This is a genomic window from Streptomyces sp. NPDC001717 (assembly GCF_042892775.1).
Taxonomy (GTDB): domain Bacteria; phylum Actinomycetota; class Actinomycetes; order Streptomycetales; family Streptomycetaceae; genus Streptomyces.
The window spans coordinates 39,545-56,045 of the sequence record NZ_JBIAUK010000009.1 but is presented as its reverse complement, the minus strand read 5'-3'; the positions used below and the strand labels follow the sequence as shown (position 1 = coordinate 56,045).

At 72.2% G+C, this 16,501-nt stretch carries 17 protein-coding genes; 6 read left to right on the top strand and 11 right to left on the bottom strand.

Going from position 1 to position 16,501, the window contains the following annotated elements; translation table 11 throughout:
• Window positions 1-130 precede the first annotated feature (130 nt).
• Window positions 131-1,030: an SGNH/GDSL hydrolase family protein gene (locus ACFYZL_RS17515; RefSeq protein WP_384746229.1), complete on the bottom strand. Its 900-nt coding sequence runs from the start codon at window positions 1,028-1,030 to the stop codon at window positions 131-133.
• Between the two features lie 248 nt (window positions 1,031-1,278).
• Between ACFYZL_RS17515 and ACFYZL_RS17510 the strand changes: the two genes are divergently transcribed.
• The gene (locus ACFYZL_RS17510) at window positions 1,279-1,773 is read left to right on the top strand and encodes a DUF3145 domain-containing protein (protein WP_384746228.1); all 495 of its coding nucleotides are present in this window, start codon (window positions 1,279-1,281) and stop codon (window positions 1,771-1,773) included.
• A 72-nt stretch (window positions 1,774-1,845) separates the two neighbouring features.
• Here the strand turns inward: ACFYZL_RS17510 and fabF are convergent, their stop codons facing one another.
• From fabF to ACFYZL_RS17485, 5 genes are all read right to left on the bottom strand, one after another.
• Entirely contained in the window at window positions 1,846-3,111 is a 1,266-nt protein-coding gene (gene fabF, locus ACFYZL_RS17505) for a beta-ketoacyl-ACP synthase II (protein ID WP_384746153.1), read from the bottom strand.
• Between the two features lie 79 nt (window positions 3,112-3,190).
• Window positions 3,191-3,439: an acyl carrier protein gene (locus ACFYZL_RS17500; RefSeq protein WP_376660493.1), complete on the bottom strand. Its 249-nt coding sequence runs from the start codon at window positions 3,437-3,439 to the stop codon at window positions 3,191-3,193.
• A 56-nt stretch (window positions 3,440-3,495) separates the two neighbouring features.
• Window positions 3,496-4,500: a ketoacyl-ACP synthase III gene (locus ACFYZL_RS17495; RefSeq protein WP_384746154.1), complete on the bottom strand. Its 1,005-nt coding sequence runs from the start codon at window positions 4,498-4,500 to the stop codon at window positions 3,496-3,498.
• Between the two features lie 18 nt (window positions 4,501-4,518).
• On the bottom strand, window positions 4,519-5,436 hold the full coding sequence (locus ACFYZL_RS17490; protein WP_384746155.1) for an ACP S-malonyltransferase: 918 nt from the start codon (window positions 5,434-5,436) through the stop codon (window positions 4,519-4,521).
• 89 nt (window positions 5,437-5,525) lie between these two features.
• A complete protein-coding gene (locus tag ACFYZL_RS17485) occupies window positions 5,526-6,746 on the bottom strand; it encodes a PucR family transcriptional regulator (protein WP_384579598.1) in 1,221 nt (406 codons plus the stop codon).
• 80 nt (window positions 6,747-6,826) lie between these two features.
• On the opposite strand from ACFYZL_RS17485, the gene ACFYZL_RS17480 reads away from it, so the two are divergent.
• Entirely contained in the window at window positions 6,827-7,483 is a 657-nt protein-coding gene (locus tag ACFYZL_RS17480; RefSeq protein ID WP_384746156.1) for a pirin family protein, read from the top strand.
• A gap of 15 nt (window positions 7,484-7,498) precedes the next feature.
• Here the strand turns inward: ACFYZL_RS17480 and ACFYZL_RS17475 are convergent, their stop codons facing one another.
• Window positions 7,499-8,317: a serine hydrolase domain-containing protein gene (locus tag ACFYZL_RS17475; RefSeq protein WP_384746187.1), complete on the bottom strand. Its 819-nt coding sequence runs from the start codon at window positions 8,315-8,317 to the stop codon at window positions 7,499-7,501.
• Between the two features lie 79 nt (window positions 8,318-8,396).
• Between ACFYZL_RS17475 and ACFYZL_RS17470 the strand changes: the two genes are divergently transcribed.
• Window positions 8,397-8,780, top strand: coding sequence for a MerR family transcriptional regulator (locus ACFYZL_RS17470; RefSeq protein WP_384746157.1), 384 nt, complete (start codon window positions 8,397-8,399; stop codon window positions 8,778-8,780).
• Window positions 8,777-9,811, top strand: a complete 1,035-nt coding sequence (locus ACFYZL_RS17465) for an aldo/keto reductase (RefSeq protein ID WP_384746158.1) — start codon at window positions 8,777-8,779, stop codon at window positions 9,809-9,811. The genes ACFYZL_RS17470 and ACFYZL_RS17465 overlap by 4 nt, the downstream gene beginning before the upstream one ends.
• Before the next feature lie 343 nt (window positions 9,812-10,154).
• On the opposite strand, the gene ACFYZL_RS17460 is transcribed toward ACFYZL_RS17465, so the two are convergent.
• From ACFYZL_RS17460 to ACFYZL_RS17450, 3 genes are all read right to left on the bottom strand, one after another.
• Window positions 10,155-10,991, bottom strand: a complete 837-nt coding sequence (locus ACFYZL_RS17460) for a DUF4429 domain-containing protein (RefSeq protein ID WP_388679780.1) — start codon at window positions 10,989-10,991, stop codon at window positions 10,155-10,157.
• 89 nt (window positions 10,992-11,080) lie between these two features.
• Window positions 11,081-12,310, bottom strand: coding sequence for an alpha/beta hydrolase (locus ACFYZL_RS17455; protein ID WP_384746188.1), 1,230 nt, complete (start codon window positions 12,308-12,310; stop codon window positions 11,081-11,083).
• Window positions 12,311-12,701: 391 nt separating this feature from the next.
• Window positions 12,702-13,355, bottom strand: a complete 654-nt coding sequence (locus tag ACFYZL_RS17450) for a TetR/AcrR family transcriptional regulator (RefSeq protein ID WP_384746160.1) — start codon at window positions 13,353-13,355, stop codon at window positions 12,702-12,704.
• A gap of 119 nt (window positions 13,356-13,474) precedes the next feature.
• On the opposite strand from ACFYZL_RS17450, the gene ACFYZL_RS17445 reads away from it, so the two are divergent.
• The gene (locus ACFYZL_RS17445) at window positions 13,475-15,067 is read left to right on the top strand and encodes an MFS transporter (protein WP_384746161.1); all 1,593 of its coding nucleotides are present in this window, start codon (window positions 13,475-13,477) and stop codon (window positions 15,065-15,067) included.
• A gap of 209 nt (window positions 15,068-15,276) precedes the next feature.
• Window positions 15,277-15,657: a peptidase inhibitor family I36 protein gene (locus ACFYZL_RS17440; protein ID WP_384746162.1), complete on the top strand. Its 381-nt coding sequence runs from the start codon at window positions 15,277-15,279 to the stop codon at window positions 15,655-15,657.
• Here ACFYZL_RS17440 and ACFYZL_RS17435 read toward each other — a convergent pair.
• Entirely contained in the window at window positions 15,654-16,433 is a 780-nt protein-coding gene (locus ACFYZL_RS17435; protein ID WP_388679775.1) for a potassium channel family protein, read from the bottom strand. The two genes, ACFYZL_RS17440 and ACFYZL_RS17435, sit on opposite strands and share 4 nt — an antisense overlap.
• Between the last annotated feature and the right edge of the window lie 68 nt (window positions 16,434-16,501).

The window sequence follows — 16,501 nt, the reverse complement described above, 5'->3', positions numbered from 1 at the left end:
CGTATGGCCGGAAATCAACCCCGTCGGGGTCGATGGAAGCCGGACCGGGAGGGGGTCCCCCAGCGGTAGCTGGGGGAAGGTCCCGACCCCCGTCCCCGGTCCTTCGCCCACTTCTTCGTTCAAACGAGCGTCAACGCGGCGGTTCCGCGGCCGTCACCTGTCGGTGCGCCAGTTCCGCGAGCCGCGCCTGCCCGTCCTTGCCCGGATGGAACCAGTCCCAGCGGCTCAACTGTTCCGCCGAGAAGGGGTACTGGAACACCGCGCCGCCGTCGTAGCGGCACAGCGCGTCCTTCGCGCAGACCTCGCGCAGCACCTCGTTGTACTCCACCACCCGCGCCCGCACCTGCTCGCGCCGGGCCGTCGCGCCCGAGCCCGCCGACAGCGGATCGGCGAGCATCGACTGACAGATGCCCAGCTTCCAGACCTGACGCACCATCGGGCTGTCCTTGCCCTGCTCCCACAGCCTCTGGAGGTCCGGCACGCTGGAGACGTACACCTGCGAGGCGGGCGACGCGGCCCGCAGTGCCGCCAGGGCCTGCTCGAAACCGGCCCGGAACTGCGCCACCGGCGTCATCGACGAAGCCGTGGGCCGGCAGGCGTCGTTCGAGCCCACCATGACCGTGACCAGGTCGGGCTTGTGCCCGGCCGCCTCTGCCAGCTGCCCCGTCAGATCCGCCATGCGCGAGCCGGTCACCGCGAAGTTCCAGCTGCGCCCGGGCGCCTCGACGTCCCCGATGAGGCGCGTGGCCAGCGAACGCACCGCGGGGTCGTTGCCCGTGGCCCAGGAGACCTCCGGGCAGTCCGCCAGCACCGAACAGGCGTCGAAACCACGGGTGATCGAGTCGCCCACCGCCGCGATGGAGGCGGGCGCCGTGTTCCAGCGCGGCCCGGCATGGGCCTCCTTCCGGCCCCCGCCACCGTCCGACCCGCCCGGGCCGCACCCCGTCATCGGGCCGGCCAGCAGCACGGCCGCAGCGCCCGCGCCCGCGAGTGCGCGGCGCGCGCGGCGGCGTGCGGGGGTGGTGCGCATGGGAAGGTCCCCTCCTCGTCGTCCCCGTGTCGCCCGGGGGTCCTGCTGAGTGAAAGCTCTGTGTCTGCGGGCTTCGGAGCGACCGTACGTCACACCACGACCCCTGGCGCACGGTAGCTTTTTCCCGTGGCGTTTCGGCCGCAAGTCCCGTAGCGCAATGTCAAATAATTTCCGTTACATTACATCACGTCACATACTGTCCGTTTTCTGGAGTTTATTCCCGACCTCGTCCCACACTGGAGGTCCCGGTGACGACACGTGGAGTTCTGTACGTGCATTCCGCACCGCGTGCGCTCTGCCCGCACGTGGAATGGGCTGTTGCGGGAGTGCTCGGGGTGCGGGTGAACCTCGACTGGATCCGTCAGCCCGCCTCCCCCGGCACCTGGAGAGCCGAGTTCTCCTGGCAGGCCGAAGCGGGCACCGCCTCGAAGCTCGCCTCCGCGCTGCGCGGCTGGCACCTGCTGCGCTTCGAGGTGACCTCGGAGCCGTGCCCGACCGCCGAGGGCGAGCGCTACAGCTCCACCCCGGAACTGGGCATCTTCCACGCCGTCACCGGCATGCACGGTGACATCCTCATCCCGGAGGACCGGCTGCGCGCCGCCCTCGCCCGGTCGGCGCTCGGCGAGACCGACCTGGAGGCGGAGATCGCCAAACTGCTCGGCAAGCCCTGGGACGACGAACTGGAGCCCTTCCGCTACGCGGGCGAGGGCGCGCCGGTCCGCTGGCTCCACCAGGTGGTCTGATCCTGTAGGACATGCGAAAGGGGCCCCGCCCGGCAGTCGCCGGGCGGGGCCCCTTTCGCATGTCCTACAGGATCAGACGCTCCGGAAGGCGAGCGTCACGTTGTGACCGCCGAAGCCGAAGGAGTTGTTGATCGCGGAGATCGGGCCGTCGGCCGGCAGCTTGCGCGGCTCGCCGCGCACGATGTCCGCGTCGACCTCGTCGTCCAGGTCGTCGCAGTTGATCGTCGGCGGGGCCAGCCGGTGGTACAGGGCCAGCACGGTCGCGACGGTCTCGATGCCGCCGGCGCCACCGAGCAGGTGACCGGTCATCGACTTGGTCGCGGAGATCGCGATGTGGTCCAGGTCGTCGCCCAGAACCTTGCGCAGGGCCTTCAGCTCGGCCGTGTCACCCTGCGGGGTGGACGTGGCGTGCGCGTTGAGGTGGACCAGCTCGGCCGGGTCCAGGCCCGTGTTGTCGAGCAGGTTCTGCACGGCGGCCGCGACACCGCGACCCGTCGGCTCCGGCTGCGCGATGTGGTGGCTGTCCGCGGACAGGCCCTGGCCCAGCACCTCGCAGTAGACGCGGGCGCCACGCGCGGCGGCGTGCTCCGCGGACTCCAGGATCACGACGCCCGCGCCCTCGCCCAGCACGAAGCCGTCACGGGCCTTGTCGTACGGGCGGGAGGCCGTGGTCGGGCTCTCGTTGTTCTTGGACATCGCCATCATGTTGGCGAACGCGGCGATCGGCAGCGGGTGGATCGCCGCCTCGGTGCCGCCCGCGACGACCACGTCGGCGCGGCCGGTACGGATCATCTCGACGGCGTAGCCGATGGCCTCGGCGCCGGAGGCGCAGGCGCTGACCGGAGTGTGCACGCCCGCACGGGCGTTGACCTCCAGGCCGACGTTGGCCGAGGGGCCGTTCGGCATGAGCATCGGGACGGTGTGCGGGGAGACCCGGCGCACACCTTTTTCCTTCAGTACGTCGTACTGGTCGAGCAGGGTCGTCACGCCGCCGATACCGGAGGCGATGACGGTGCCCAGGCGCTCGGGGACGATGGACTCGTCCTCGCCGGCCGGGGCGGTGTAACCCGCGTCGGCCCAGGCCTCACGGGCCGCGATGACGGCGAACTGCGCCGAGCGGTCCAGCTTGCGGGCCAGGGGGCGGGGCAGGACCTCGCTCGGGTCCACGGCGACCGGGGCGGCGATGCGGACCGGGAGTTCGGCGAAGCGCTCGCCCTCCAGGGGCTTCACGCCGGAACGGCCGGCAAGCAGACCTTCCCAGGTCGAAGCGCTGTCGCCACCCAGCGGAGTGGTTGCGCCGATACCGGTGACGACCACGGTGCGATTGGTCGGGCTCACAGGAATTCTTTCTCCACGTCTCAGGGGGTGCTGAATTGTCACGGCGCCACCGCCGGGTGGCGACAAACGCTCGTCAGGCTCAGGCCTGGTGCTTCAGGATGTAGTCGGCAGCGTCGCCGACCGTCTTGAGGTTCTTGACGTCCTCGTCCGGGATCTTGACGTCGAAGCGCTCTTCGGCGGCGACGACGACCTCGACCATGGACAGCGAGTCGACGTCCAGGTCGTCGGTGAAGGACTTGTCGATCTCGACGTCCTCGACCGGGATGCCCGCGATCTCGTTGACGATCTCCGCGAGACCCTCGACGATCTCTGCCTGCGTGGCGGCCATGTGGCGCTCCTTCTATAGCTACTGAGGTGGAACAGGGCTGGAAACGGATCCCGGCCCTAGGGGAGGGTAACGACCGTCGCGGCGTAGACGAGTCCCGCCCCGAAGCCGATGACGAGCGCGGTGTCGCCGCTCTTCGCCGCTCCGGTCGCCAGGAGCCGCTCCATTGCGAGCGGGATCGAGGCGGCCGAGGTGTTGCCGGTGGTCTCCACGTCACGGGCGACCGTCACGTGCTCCGGCAGCTTCAGAGTCTTCACCATCGAGTCGATGATCCGCATGTTTGCCTGGTGCGGGATGAAGACGTCCAGGTCGTCCGCGGTGATCCCGGCCGCGTCGAGCGCCTGCTGGGCCACCTTGGCCATCTCGAAGACGGCCCAGCGGAAGACCGCCTGACCCTCCTGCGTGATGGCCGGGAACTTCTCGCCGGCGTCCTTGCCGAGGTACTCGTCCCACGGCACGGTCTGCTTGATGGTCTCGGACTTGTCGCCCTCCGAACCCCACACCGTGGGGCCGATGGCCGGCTCGTTCGAGGGACCGACGACCACGGCGCCGGCGCCGTCACCGAACAGGAAGGCCGTCGCGCGGTCCTCCAGGTCGGTGAGGTCCGAGAGCCGCTCCACGCCGATGACAAGTACGTACTCTGCCGAACCTTCCACCACCATGCCCTTGGCCAGGGTCAGGCCGTAGCCGAACCCGGCGCAGCCGGCGGAGATGTCGAAGGCGGCCGGCTTGACGGCGCCGACCCGGTGCGCGATCTCTGTCGCGACGGCCGGGGTCTGCTTGAAGTGCGAGACCGTCGAGACGATCACCGCACCGATCTGCTCGGGCGAGACACCGGCGTCGGCCAGCGCCTTGCCGGAGGCCTCCACCGACATCGCGGCGACGGTCTCCTCGGGCGAGGCCCAGTGGCGCGTCGCGATGCCGGACCGGGAACGGATCCACTCGTCGGACGAGTCGATCGTCTCGAGGATGACCTCGTTGGGCACCACACGGGCCGGGCGGTAACCGCCGACACCGAGGATGCGGGCGTACGGGGAGCCCTTGGCCGGCTTGATCTTGGACATGCTGTGGGGCTCCTTCGCTCAGGCCGACTGCTCGGCGACGAGCGCCGCGGCCTTGTCGAGATCGTCCGGCGTCTTCAGGGCCACGCTCGGAACGCCCTTCAGCGCGCGCTTGGCCAGGCCCGTCAGGGTGCCGCCGGGGCAGAGCTCGATGATTCCGGTGACGCCCAGCTCGCCGAACGTCTCCATGCACAGGTCCCAGCGGACCGGGTTCGCGACCTGGCCGACCAGGCGGGCGACGACATCGGCACCCGAGGCGACGACCGCGCCGTCCTTGTTGGAGACGTACTTCAGCGCCGGGTCCGCCGGGGAAAGGGCCTTGGCGGCCTCCTCCAGCGTGGCGACCGCCGGGGCCATGTGGTGCGTGTGGAAGGCGCCCGCGACCTTGAGGGCGACGACCTTCATGGAGCCTTCGGGCTTGTCGGCCTCCAGGGCAGCGATCTGCTCCATGGTGCCGGCGGCCACGATCTGGCCCGCTCCGTTGATGTTGGCCGGGGTCAGACCCAGCTTCTCCAGGTGGGCGACGACGGCGTCCCGGTCGCCGCCGAGGACGGCGGCCATGCCGGTCTCGGTCACGGCCGAGGCCTCGGCCATGGCCAGACCGCGCTTCCGTACGAAGGACAGCGCGGCGTCGTCGGACAGCACGCCCGCGACCGCGGCGGCGGTGATCTCACCGACGCTGTGGCCCGAGACGGCGCCGAAGACAGCAGGGGAACCCAGGGCGGACGCGGACAGCAGACCCGCGGCGACCAGCAGCGGCTGGGCCACGGCCGTGTCGCGGATTTCGTCGGCGTCAGCCTTCGTGCCGTAGTGGGCGAGGTCCAGCCCGATGGCGTCCGACCACGCGGCAACGCGGTCGGCGGCACCGGGAAGGTCCAGCCAGGGAGTCAGGAAGCCGGGCGTCTGAGCGCCTTGGCCGGGAGCGACGAGTACGAGCACCCTCACACTCTCTCTTGTGGATGGTCCCTGCCGCCCGTGGGGACAGGGACCAAGAACGGTCGGGGTAATTGTTGATGTCCGACAAAAGTCTAGGACTGAGGATCTCCGTCGGCCAGGCGCCCCAGAATCAGGGCGATCCGCAGCGTGAACGCCGAGCGGACATCCGAAGGCGACCAGCCGGTGACGTCGGTCACACGTCGGAGCCGGTAGCGCACCGTGTTCGGGTGCACGAACAGCATGCGGGCGGCCCCTTCGAGGCTGCTCGCCTGCTCCAGGTAGACGCTCAGCGTCTCCAGCAGCGCCGACCCCGCCTCCTCCAGCGGTCTGTAGATCTCCTCCACCAGCTGCTCGCGGGCAGCGGGATCCGAGGCGATCGCCCGCTCCGGCAGGAGATCGTCCGCCAGGACCGGTCGCGGGGCGTCCTGCCAGGCCGTACAGGCCTTCAGCCCGGCCGCCGCGGCCTGCGCCGACTTCGTCGCGTTCAGCAGGTCGGGCACCACCGGACCGGCCACGACCGGACCGGCCGCGAACGGTCCGATCAAGGACTTCGCGACCTGGAGCGGATTGTCGCTGCCGCCCGCGATGACGACCAGCCGGTCGCCCAGCACACCCGTCAGGACCTGGAGCTTGTGGTGGCGGGCCGCACGCCGGATCGCCTCGACCGTCAGCTCGCTGTCCCCCTCCGGGGCGGTGCCGAGCACCACGCACACGTGCTCCGGCGAGTTCCATCCGAGCGCCGCCGCACGCGACAGGGCGCCCTCGTCCGCCTCGCCGGACAGCACCGCGTTGACGACGAGGGACTCCAGCCGGGCGTCCCACGCGCCGCGCGCCTCGGCGGCCTGCGCGTACACCTGGGCCGTCGCGAAGGCGATCTCCCGGGCGTACACCAGCAGCGCCTCGCGCAGGATCGACTCGTCGCCCGGGGCCGCCACCTCCTCGATCGCGGTCTCCATGACCTCGATCGTGGTGCGGACCATCTCCACCGTCTGGCGCAGCGTGATCGCCCGGGTCAGCTCTCGCGGAGCCGTACCGAAGACGTCGGTCGAGATCGCCTGCGGGGTCTCGGGGTGCCGGAACCACTCCGTGAACGCGGCGATGCCGGCCTGCGCGACCAGGCCGATCCAGGACCGGTTCTCCGGGGGCATCGCCCGGTACCACGGCAAGGTCTCGTCCATGCGCGCGATCGCGTTCGCGGCGAGCCGGCCGGATGACTTCTCCAGCCGGCGCAGCGTCGCGGCGTGCGGATGGGCGGGAGCCACGGGGTGCGCGGCTTGTGTCGCGGGGGAATGCTCACGTTCGGGTTGGGGCACGGGACAAGACTGCCTTATCGACCGGGCTGCGCGGAGTCCGGTCCCGTGCACGGCGCCGCCCCGGCGCTACGGTGGCCCCCATGATTGATGTGCGACGCGGTACGGACCGGTACGAGGGCGGGGACCCGGACGCCGGGATCACCAGCCGCCACGCCTTCTCCTTCGGGTCCTTCTACGACCCGGACAACCTGCGCTTCGGACCCGTCCTGGCCTGCAACGAGGAAACCCTCGCGCCCGGCGCCGGATTCGACGAGCACCCGCACAGCCACACCGAGATCGTCACCTGGGTCGTCGAGGGCGAGCTCACCCACCAGGACAGCACCGGCGAGCAGGGCGTGGTCCGCCCCGGGGACGTCCAGCGGCTCAGTGCGGGCTCCGGGGCGCGGCACGTCGAGCGCAACGACGGCGCGCAGCGTCTGCGCTTCGTGCAGATCTGGCTCGCGCCCCTCGCCGCCGGCGGCGAGCCCTCGTACGAGGTGGTCGCGGACATCGACGACGCCACGCCGTACGGGATCCCCGCGGCCGGCGCCGTCCTGCACGTCCGGCGGCCCGGCGCGGGCGAGCGGATCCCCGTACCGGAGGCGGAGCGGATCTACCTGCACGTGGTGCGCGGGGACCTGCGGCTGGACGGGGCCGAACTCGGCCCCGGGGACTCGGTGCGGATCACCGGCGAGAAGGGCCTGGAGGTCACCGCGGGCTCCCCGGGGGAACTGCTGATCTTCGAACTGCCCGCCTGAAGCCGATGGCGCCTCCTACCGGGAGCGCAGCTCGGCCAGGACCGCGTCGGTGAACGGAGTCCAGGCCGCGACGGCCCACGGGCCGAAGGCGCGGTCCGTGAGCGCCACGCACGCGGCGCGGGCGTCCGGGTCCACCCACAGGAAGGTGCCCGACTGTCCGAAGTGGCCGAAAGTGCGCGGTGAGGAGGAAGTGCCCGTCCAGTGCGGGGACTTGCCGTCACGGATCTCCACGCCGAGTCCCCAGTCGTTGGGGGACTGGTGCCCGTAACCCGGCAGGACGCCCTTGAGGCCGGGGTGGACGACGGAGGTGGCCTCGGCGACCGTACGGACGTCGAGCAGCCGGGGCGCCTGCAGCTCGGCGGCGAACCGCAGCAGGTCGGAGACGGTGGACACGCCGTCCTTGGCGGGGGAGCCCTCCAGGCTGCTGGAGGTCATGCCGAGCGGCTCGAAGACCGCCTGGTGGAGGTATTCGGCGAAGGGGATCCCGGTGGCCTTGGCGATGTGGTCGCCGAGCACCTCGAATCCGGCGTTCGAGTACAGCCGGCGGTCCCCGGGCGGGGCGGTCACCCGGTGCTCGTCGAAGGCCAGGCCGCTGGTGTGCGCGAGGAGGTGACGGACCGTCGACCCCTCGGGCCCGGCCGGCTCGTCCAGCTCGACGGCCCCCTCCTCGTACGCGACGAGGGCGGCGTACGCGGCGAGGGGCTTGGTCACCGAGGCCAGCGGGAAACGGTGGTCGACGGGACCGTGGGAACCGGCCGGTGTTCCGTCGGCGCGCACGACGGCCGCCGCGGCGGTCCCCACCGGCCAGGTCTCGATGATCCGCAGGCTTTCCATGCTGTTCACGCCCTCCACGCTCTCCATGCCGCCGAGCCTACTTGCTTGGAGTGCACTCAAGGGTTTTAGCGTGGGGGCCATGAGCCAGAGCCTGACGCAGACGCGGTACACGATCAGCGAGGTCGAGGCCCGCACCGGTCTGACCCAGCACACCCTGCGCTGGTACGAGCGGATCGGGCTGATGCCGCACGTGGACCGCTCCCACTCGGGGCAGCGCCGCTTCAGCGACCAGGACCTGAACTGGCTGGCCTTCGTGGGCAAGCTGCGCGCCACCGGGATGTCGGTGGCGGACATGGTCCGCTACGCGGAACTGGTGCGCGAGGGGGACCACACGTTCGACGAGCGCCGGGCGCTGCTGGAACGGACGCGGAGCGAGGTGCGGGCGCGGCTCACGGAGCTGACCGACGCGCTCGCCGTACTGGACTACAAGATCGGCATTTACTCGGGGAAGGCACGATCATGACGGAGCACAAGCACACCACCACCGACCGGCTCGCCCAGGTGGAACTCGGCAAGGACGGGCCCCTGGTCGGCATCCAGGGCCTCGGCTGCATGGGCATGAGCGAGCACTACGGGGCGACCGACGAGGCCGTGGCCCGCGAGACGCTGGAAGCGGCGCTGGCCGCAGGGGTGACCCTCATCGACACGGCGGACGTCTACGGGCAGGGGAAGAACGAGGAGTTCCTCGCCCCGTTCGTGGCCGCGCACCGGGACGAGATCACCCTCGCCACGAAGTTCGGCATCGAACGCAACGAGGACCCGACCTACCGGGGCATCCGCAACGAGCGCACCTACATCCGCCGGGCCGTCGAGGGCAGCCTGCGCCGGCTCGGCACGGACGTCATCGACCTCTACTACATGCACCGGCGCGACCCGGCCGTCCCGCTGTCCGAGTCGGTCGGCGAGATGGCGGAGCTGGTGGCCGAGGGCAAGGTCCGCCGGCTCGGGCTGAGCGAGGTCACGGGCGCGGAGCTGCGCGAGGCCCACGCCGTCCACCCGATCGCGGCCCTCCAGTCGGAGTGGTCGCTCTTCAGCCGGGACGTGGAGCGCAGCGCGGTCGGCGCGGCGGCGGAGCTGGGCGTCGCCTTCGTGCCGTACTCGCCGCTGGGGCGGGGCTTCCTGGCGGGGGCGTTCGCGGATGCCGCCGCCGAGCTGTCGGAGGGCGACTTCCGGCTCCGCCAGCCGCGGTTCAGCGGGGACAACGCGAAGGCCAATGCCGCGCTGCTGGCCCCGATCCGGGAGGTGGCGGCCGGGCGCGGGGCCACACCGGCGCAGATCGCCCTGGCGTGGGTGCAGCAGCGGGCGCAGGTGCACGGCCTGACGGTGGTTCCGATCCCGGGCACCCGCAAGCCGGCTCGCCTCCGCGAGAACACCGCCGCGGCGGGTATCACCCTCACGGCGGAGGAACTGGCCCTCCTGGAACCCATCGCCGCCGGGGTCGCGGGCGACCGCTACCCGGACATGACGTTCACGTCGGTGGTCCGGGAGTCCTGACCCCGGTCGGGGTGCGGCGCCGCCGCCGGGGCCCCGCCCCGGATCCCGCGCCTCCATCGCCTCCGGGCGGCGGTAACGGCGCTGCACGTGCAGGCCGACGTCGACCACATCCAGCCTGTCCGGCGTTCGAGGACGGGGGCACCTCCCGGCGGTAGCCGGGGCAGGGTCCGGGCGGAGCCCGGGGAACGGTGGAAGGGCGGGTAGGGGACAGGCCCCGCGCAGCGGCTCCGCGGTCGGCCGGCCCGCAGCGGCACGTCGCCCGGCAGCCCCGCCGGCAACGGCCCGCCGCCCCCGCCCGCCCGCAGCGGCATGCCGCACGCCGCCCGGCCCGCGGCGAAGCGGGCTACAGGGACTCCGCGGTGAAACGATCCCGCAGTGCGACGTACTCCGCGTCCGTCAGCAGCCCCGCACTGTGGAGCTCGCTCAGGTGGTGGAGCCGCTCGCCCGAGTCCCCGGCCCGGTGCGGCACGGACGGCACCGCGGCCCGCCCCCGCACCGCGGCCAGCACCCCCGCCGCGAACGGCAGGGACTCGTGCACCGCCCCGTACCCCATGCCGAACACGGCCGCCGCCAGGTCGTGGTCCGGCCGCGGATCCCCGGTGGCGTCCCGCAGCAGCAGCCGCAGGTGCCCGCCGGGTCCTTCGGGGGAGCGCCACTCCACCCCCGTCACCGCGGACAGCGGGTAACGCTGGTCGCACGCCTTCCACTTGGTGCTCGTGGCACCCGTACGGGACCAGTGGAAGGTGATCGCGGACCCGTCGAAGCCCACCCGGGCGTCGTACGCCTTCAGCAGCGCGGGGCGAGGCACGTCGACCAGGAAGCGCTCGGCCGGCTCGGCCGCGTCCGGACCGAGCCGGGCCAGCAGGGCGTCGGCGAAGGCGGCGGCCTGCGGGGCCCGTTCGCCCGGCAGGACCAGCCGGTACGGGTCGCAGACCTCCCGCAGCTGCCCCGCGGCGGCCTCCATCAGCGGATCCGCGCCGAGCCGCGGGACGGCGCGCAGCACCAACGTGTCCCGTTTCCCGGGGGCCAGGCTCACCCCGGACACCGCTTCCAGGGGGATCCGGCGCGGGCCGAGCGCGTGAAAGAGCCTTGGCGTTCGCATCCCCCGTGCGAAGCGGATGAGCACCGAGTCCGAGTCGAACTCCCAGACGGCATGGTTTCCGGCCAGTACGTCACCCATGCGGCACATCGTAAAGGGAGGCGACCCCGTGCGTCCCCCTCGCTGCGGGGCCCGTTTTTCAGGCCCCGTGCCCGGCCCCCCGCCTGCGTCTAGTCCTGATCCGTTGCGGAGACTCCGCGTCCGCATGCGTCCGCACCGGTCGCGCAGACGAGGGAACGGAACGCGCCGGTTCCGACCTCGGCGAAGTTGCGCAGCGAGTCCGTGCCTGGCGTGAAATAGCCGGTGTGGCTCTTGGCCCCGGCCGAGGAGAGCAGCCGTGCGCCGAAGTCCGGGGAGACCGGGTCGGCGCCGTGGCCCAGCCCGCCGACCTCCAGGTGCGGTACGTCGGCGATCCAGTCGCCCTGGTCGCGGGTGGCCCAGACCCGGGCCGAGGTGTGCAGTCCGGCGACGTTCTGCGTGCGCATGCCGGGGCTGCCCGCCACCACGATGTCCGTGACCCGGGCGGGGAGTTCGCGCGCGGCGACCCCGCACACCACCGATCCGTAGCTGTGGCAGAACAGGGCCACGCTCGATTCCCCGGGCAGGGCCCCGGTCAGCGCCTTCAGGCGGACGGCGCCGTCGAAGGCCATGTGGCCGGTGGCCGCGTCCATGCCGACCCCGGTGGGGGCGGTGTAGCCGGCCCAGGCGATGACCGCGGTCCGGCTGTCGGGCGAGGCCGCGCGCTCGGCCTCGTACAGGGACTCGGCCATGCCGACGGGGGCCGTGAAGTGGCGCTGGGTGCGCTCGAAGGTGAGCGCGTCGGTGTCGACGCCGGGGACGATCACCGAGACCCGGCGGGCCCGGTCGAGGTCGCCGAAGACCTCGGCGACCAGGCCGTTGCCGGTCGGGTCGAAGGCGAGGATCTGCCGGCCGGGTGCGGCGAGCGACTCGAAGCGGTGGGAGCGGCGGATCGCCGTGGCACGGTCGGCGGGGGTGAGGGCGACGTCGCGGCTGCGCGCCTCCTCCACCTGCACGGCCTGCAGCAGGCCGAGGAGGTTGGCCCGGTAGCGGGTCGTGGCCGGGGCCCCGTCGAGGTTGCCGACGACGAGGGGGTAGCTCTCGGCGAGGTCGGACCGCTGGGCGGAGTCGAGGCCGGCGAAGAAGTGGGCCACGGTGGCGGCGTCCGCGTCCGCGGGCGGCACCGGGCGGCCGTCGATCCGCGCGCTCTTCCAGGCGGCCAGCGAGGCCGCCCGCAGCGGGGTCCCGCCCTCGGGGCGGTGCACGGCGGTCCAGCCGGTGGTCGCGAGCAGGACGAAGACCACCGCGAGCGCGAGCAGGGCACGCAGGGCGGCAGGGCGCGGGTCGGCGCCGGGGGCGGTGGGGTGGGCGAGGCCGGGCACGTTCACTACGACCAGCGTATGAGACGTCTTCCCGCCAGGACGCTCCGGGTGACGCTCCTCACGGCCGTCCGGGTAAGCCGGGCCGACCGCGGTACGGCCGATCGGAAGAAGGGCCCCGCCGACCGTCCGGCCAGGTCCGGCGCGGGCCGCGCGGCCGCCGGGGCCCGTCGCGCCGTACCGGTGAACGCCGGGAGGGATCAAGGGTTTTGGTGACGCGACTCACGATCGACCGGGCGTGGCGGACCGGCCGCGCGCTGCCGCGACCCGCCGCCCACCGCGACCCGCCGCACGCCGCACGCCGCACCCGCCACCCGCGGCACCGGCGAGCCGGAGGTGTGCGGCGAGGCGTGGTGCGGCGGGCGAGCCGTGGGGGGTGCGGCCTACGGGACGGTCAGGCCGGTGTGCGCCAAGGGGCCGACAGGGCCGGGCCGATCTGGTCGAGGTAGCTCTCGGTCATCCGGCGGATCGCGGCCACGCTGGTGTCCTCGCCCTGCCCCCAGAGCCGCCCCGTGACCCGCATCACTCCGGTGAAGGCGGCGACGGCCACCCGCGGCCGCGGATCGGCGTCGACGTCGAGTCCCTCGCGCTCCGCGATCAGCCGGGCGATCCGCTCCTCCAGCTCCGTCGAGCGACGCAGGTGCACCGCGAGCAGGGCCGGCGTCGATTCGATCATCCGGTACGTGCGCATGTAGAGGTCGACCGGGACCACCTCCGAGATGGCCTCGTCGAGGGTGTCCCACGCGTCGAGCACCGCCGCCCGCATCGCCTCGAAGGGGCCCTCCCCGGCCGGCCGGGACTCCAGCGCCGCCACGAAGTGCGACTCGACGAGGTCCTGGACGGCGAAGGCCACCTCCTCCTTGTTCGCGAAGTAGCGGAAGAAGGTGCGCTGGGACACGTCCACGGCGTCGGTGATCTCGTCGACGGTCGTCCGCTCGTACCCCCGGGCGAGGAAGAGCAGCAGGGCGGCGCGCAGCAGAGCGTCCCTGGTACGCCGCTTCTTGCGCTCGCGCAGTCCGCCGGCGGCTCCGGCGTCCGAGTCGGTCATCACCGCAGGGGGTCCTCTCTGACGCTGAGTGAGGGGTCAGGCTACCTGTGACAGACCTGACAGTTACTGTCTCGTTAACCCGTCTGTGAAGTGTCAGTCGCTGTCACTAACCTGTCGGCATGACTAGTCAGATCACCCTGGCCAAGGAATCGGAGCCCGCCGCGGCCCGCCCCGGGCTGCGCGGCCACCCCTGGCTGACCCTCTTCGCCGTGGCGATCGGCGTCATGATGGTCACCCTCGACGGCACGATCGTCGCCGTCGCCAACCCCGCGATCCAGCAGGACCTCAGCGCCTCGCTCGCCGAGGTCCAGTGGATCACCAACGGCTACCTGCTGGCCCTCGCGGTCTCCCTGATCACCGCGGGCAAGCTCGGCGACCGCTTCGGCCACCGCCAGACCTTCCTCATCGGCATCGCGGGCTTCGCGCTCTCCTCCGCCGCGATCGGCCTGTCCTCCGGCGTCGAGCTCGTCATCGGCTTCCGCGTCGCCCAGGGCCTGTTCGGCGCACTGCTGATGCCCGCCGCGCTCGGCCTGCTGCGCGCCACCTTCCCCGCCGAGAAGCTCAACATGGCCATCGGCATCTGGGGCATGGTCATCGGCGCCTCGACCGCGGCCGGCCCCATCGTCGGCGGCCTGCTCGTCGAGCACGTCAACTGGCAGTCCGTGTTCTTCATCAACGTGCCCGTCGGGATCGTCGCGCTGCTCTTCGGCCTGTTCATCCTGGTCGATCACCGTGCGGAGAACGCCCCGCGCTCCTTCGACCTGCTGGGCATCCTGCTGCTGTCGGGGGCGATGTTCTCCCTGATCTGGGCCCTGATCAAGGCCGCGGAATGGGGCTGGGGCGACTCCCGGACACTGCTCTTCCTCGCCGGCTCCGTGCTCGGCTTCTTCCTCTTCACGTTCTGGGAGACCAGGGTCTCCGAGCCGCTGATCCCGCTGGGCATGTTCCGCTCGCTGCCGCTGTCCGCGGGCACCGTGCTGATGGTGCTGATGGCCTTCGCCTTCATGGGCGGCCTGTTCTTCGTCACCTTCTACCTGCAGAACGTCCACGGGATGAGCCCCGTCGACAGCGGCCTGCACCTGCTCCCGCTGACCGGCATGATGATCATCGGTTCCCCGCTGGCCGGCGCCGCCATCACCAAGGTCGGCCCGCGCATCCCGCTCGTCGCCGGCATGGTCGCCACCGCTGCCGCCTGCTTCGGGATGGCGCGACTCACCCCGGGCACCGGCACCCTCACCATGTCGCTCTGGTTCGCCCTGCTCGGCCTCGGCCTCGCGCCCGTCATGGTCGGGGCCACCGAGGTCATCGTCGGCAACGCCCCGCTGGAGCTGTCCGGCGTGGCCGGCGGGCTCCAGCAGGCCGCCATGCAGGTCGGCGGCAGCCTCGGCACCGCCGTCCTCGGAGCGGTCATGGCGAGCACGGTCGGCAACTCGTTCGGGGACAACTGGCGGGCCGCGGAACTGCCCCCGCTCACCCCGGAGCAGACCGAGCTCGCCGAGAAGGGGGTCCAGGTGGGCATCGCCCCGGTGCCCCCGGGCGTCCCGGCCGAGATCGCGCAGAAGATCACCGACGTCGCCCACGAGACGTTCGTCGACGGCATGGGCACCGCCTTCACCGTCGCCGGCGTCGTCGCGGTCCTCGCCGCCGTCGTCGCCTGCTTCACCAAGCGCGGCGAGAACGCCGCCCAGGGGGCCGGCGCGGCCCACATCTGAGCCGCCGCCCCCGAGCGCCCTCCGGGGCACCGGAGGCGTCAACTCCATACGCACGACAGCCCCGCCGGACGGTTCCGGCGGGGCTGTCGCCTATCCGGGTGGAGCCGGCCTCGCCCTCTTCCGTCCGCCCGTCCTCGCAGGTCAGCGTGGTGTCGGCGAAGCCCCGGAAACGGTCCGGGTGCCGCCCGTCATCAAGGAGTTGACCCGTCATGCGTACGTGGAACACCGCTTTCGCCGTCCTCGCCCTCACCCTGACCGCCCTGATCCCCAGCACAGCCGGCCCCGCACACGCGGCCGGCCCGCCGACGCTGAACGGCTGCGCCACCGGGCAGCTGTGCCTGTGGGGCAAGGCCGAGTTCAAGGGCAAGCGGCAGACCTTCGAGCTGAGCGGCATCGACATCGAGAGCTGCACCGCACTGCCCGCCGGGACCAGCGCACAGTCCCTCGCCAACCGGACCGGCCGCCCCGTCACCACCTACCAGTCAGCCGAATGCGCGGAGACCGGCGAGTTCCAGACCTACTCCGGGGACGGGGTCTGGCTGCCCCAGTCGCCGTACCAGGTACGGGCGTTCAAGGTGTGGGAGCACTAGGCCGTCTCGGGCGCGGGCTCGCGCGGCGCCGGGGCAGCCGGCTGGTCGGCCTCACCGCCGCCCAGCCGGGCGACTTCGGCGCGCAGCGCCCGTACCTCGGCCTGGAGCTCCTGGAGGGCGACCAGCTGGAGCCGCTCCACCTGGTCGTCCCGCTCGAACCGCGCGATGAACCAGGCGGCGATGTTCGCGGTGACCACACCGAGCAGGGCGATCCCCGACAGCATCAGCCCGACGGCCAGCACCCGGCCCAGGCCGGTGGTGGGGGAGTGGTCCCCGTACCCGACGGTCGTCATGGTGGTGAAGGACCACCACACCGCGTCGCCCAGGTTCTTGATGTTCCCGTTGGGCGCGTCCCGCTCCACGCTCAGCACCGCCAGGGAGCCGAACATCAGCAACCCCACCACCGCCCCGGCCACGTACGTCGTCAGCCGGATCTGCGGGGCCATCCGGGCCCGCCGCCCCACCAGCATCAGGGTGGCGACCAGCCGGAGCAGCCGCAACGGCTGCACCAGCGGCAGCACCACGGCCGCCAGGTCCAGCCAGTGGGTCCGGACGAACCGCATCCGGGCCGGGGCCAGGGAGAGGCGTACCAGGTAGTCGAGGGCGAAGGCCCCCCACACCACCCACTCCGCGTGGGTGCAGGCCCGGTGCACCGCCGGATCCGCGTCCGGCGCCACGATGGGCACGGCGTACGCGACGGCGAAGGCCAGGGCGAGGACCAGCAGCGGGGTCTGGGTCCACCGCTCCCAGCGCGCCTGACGTGTGGGTTCCTTCATGCCAGCATCGTAAAGAACACGTAAGGGGGTGCCGGGACACGTGTCCCGGCACCCCCACGCAAGGGTGA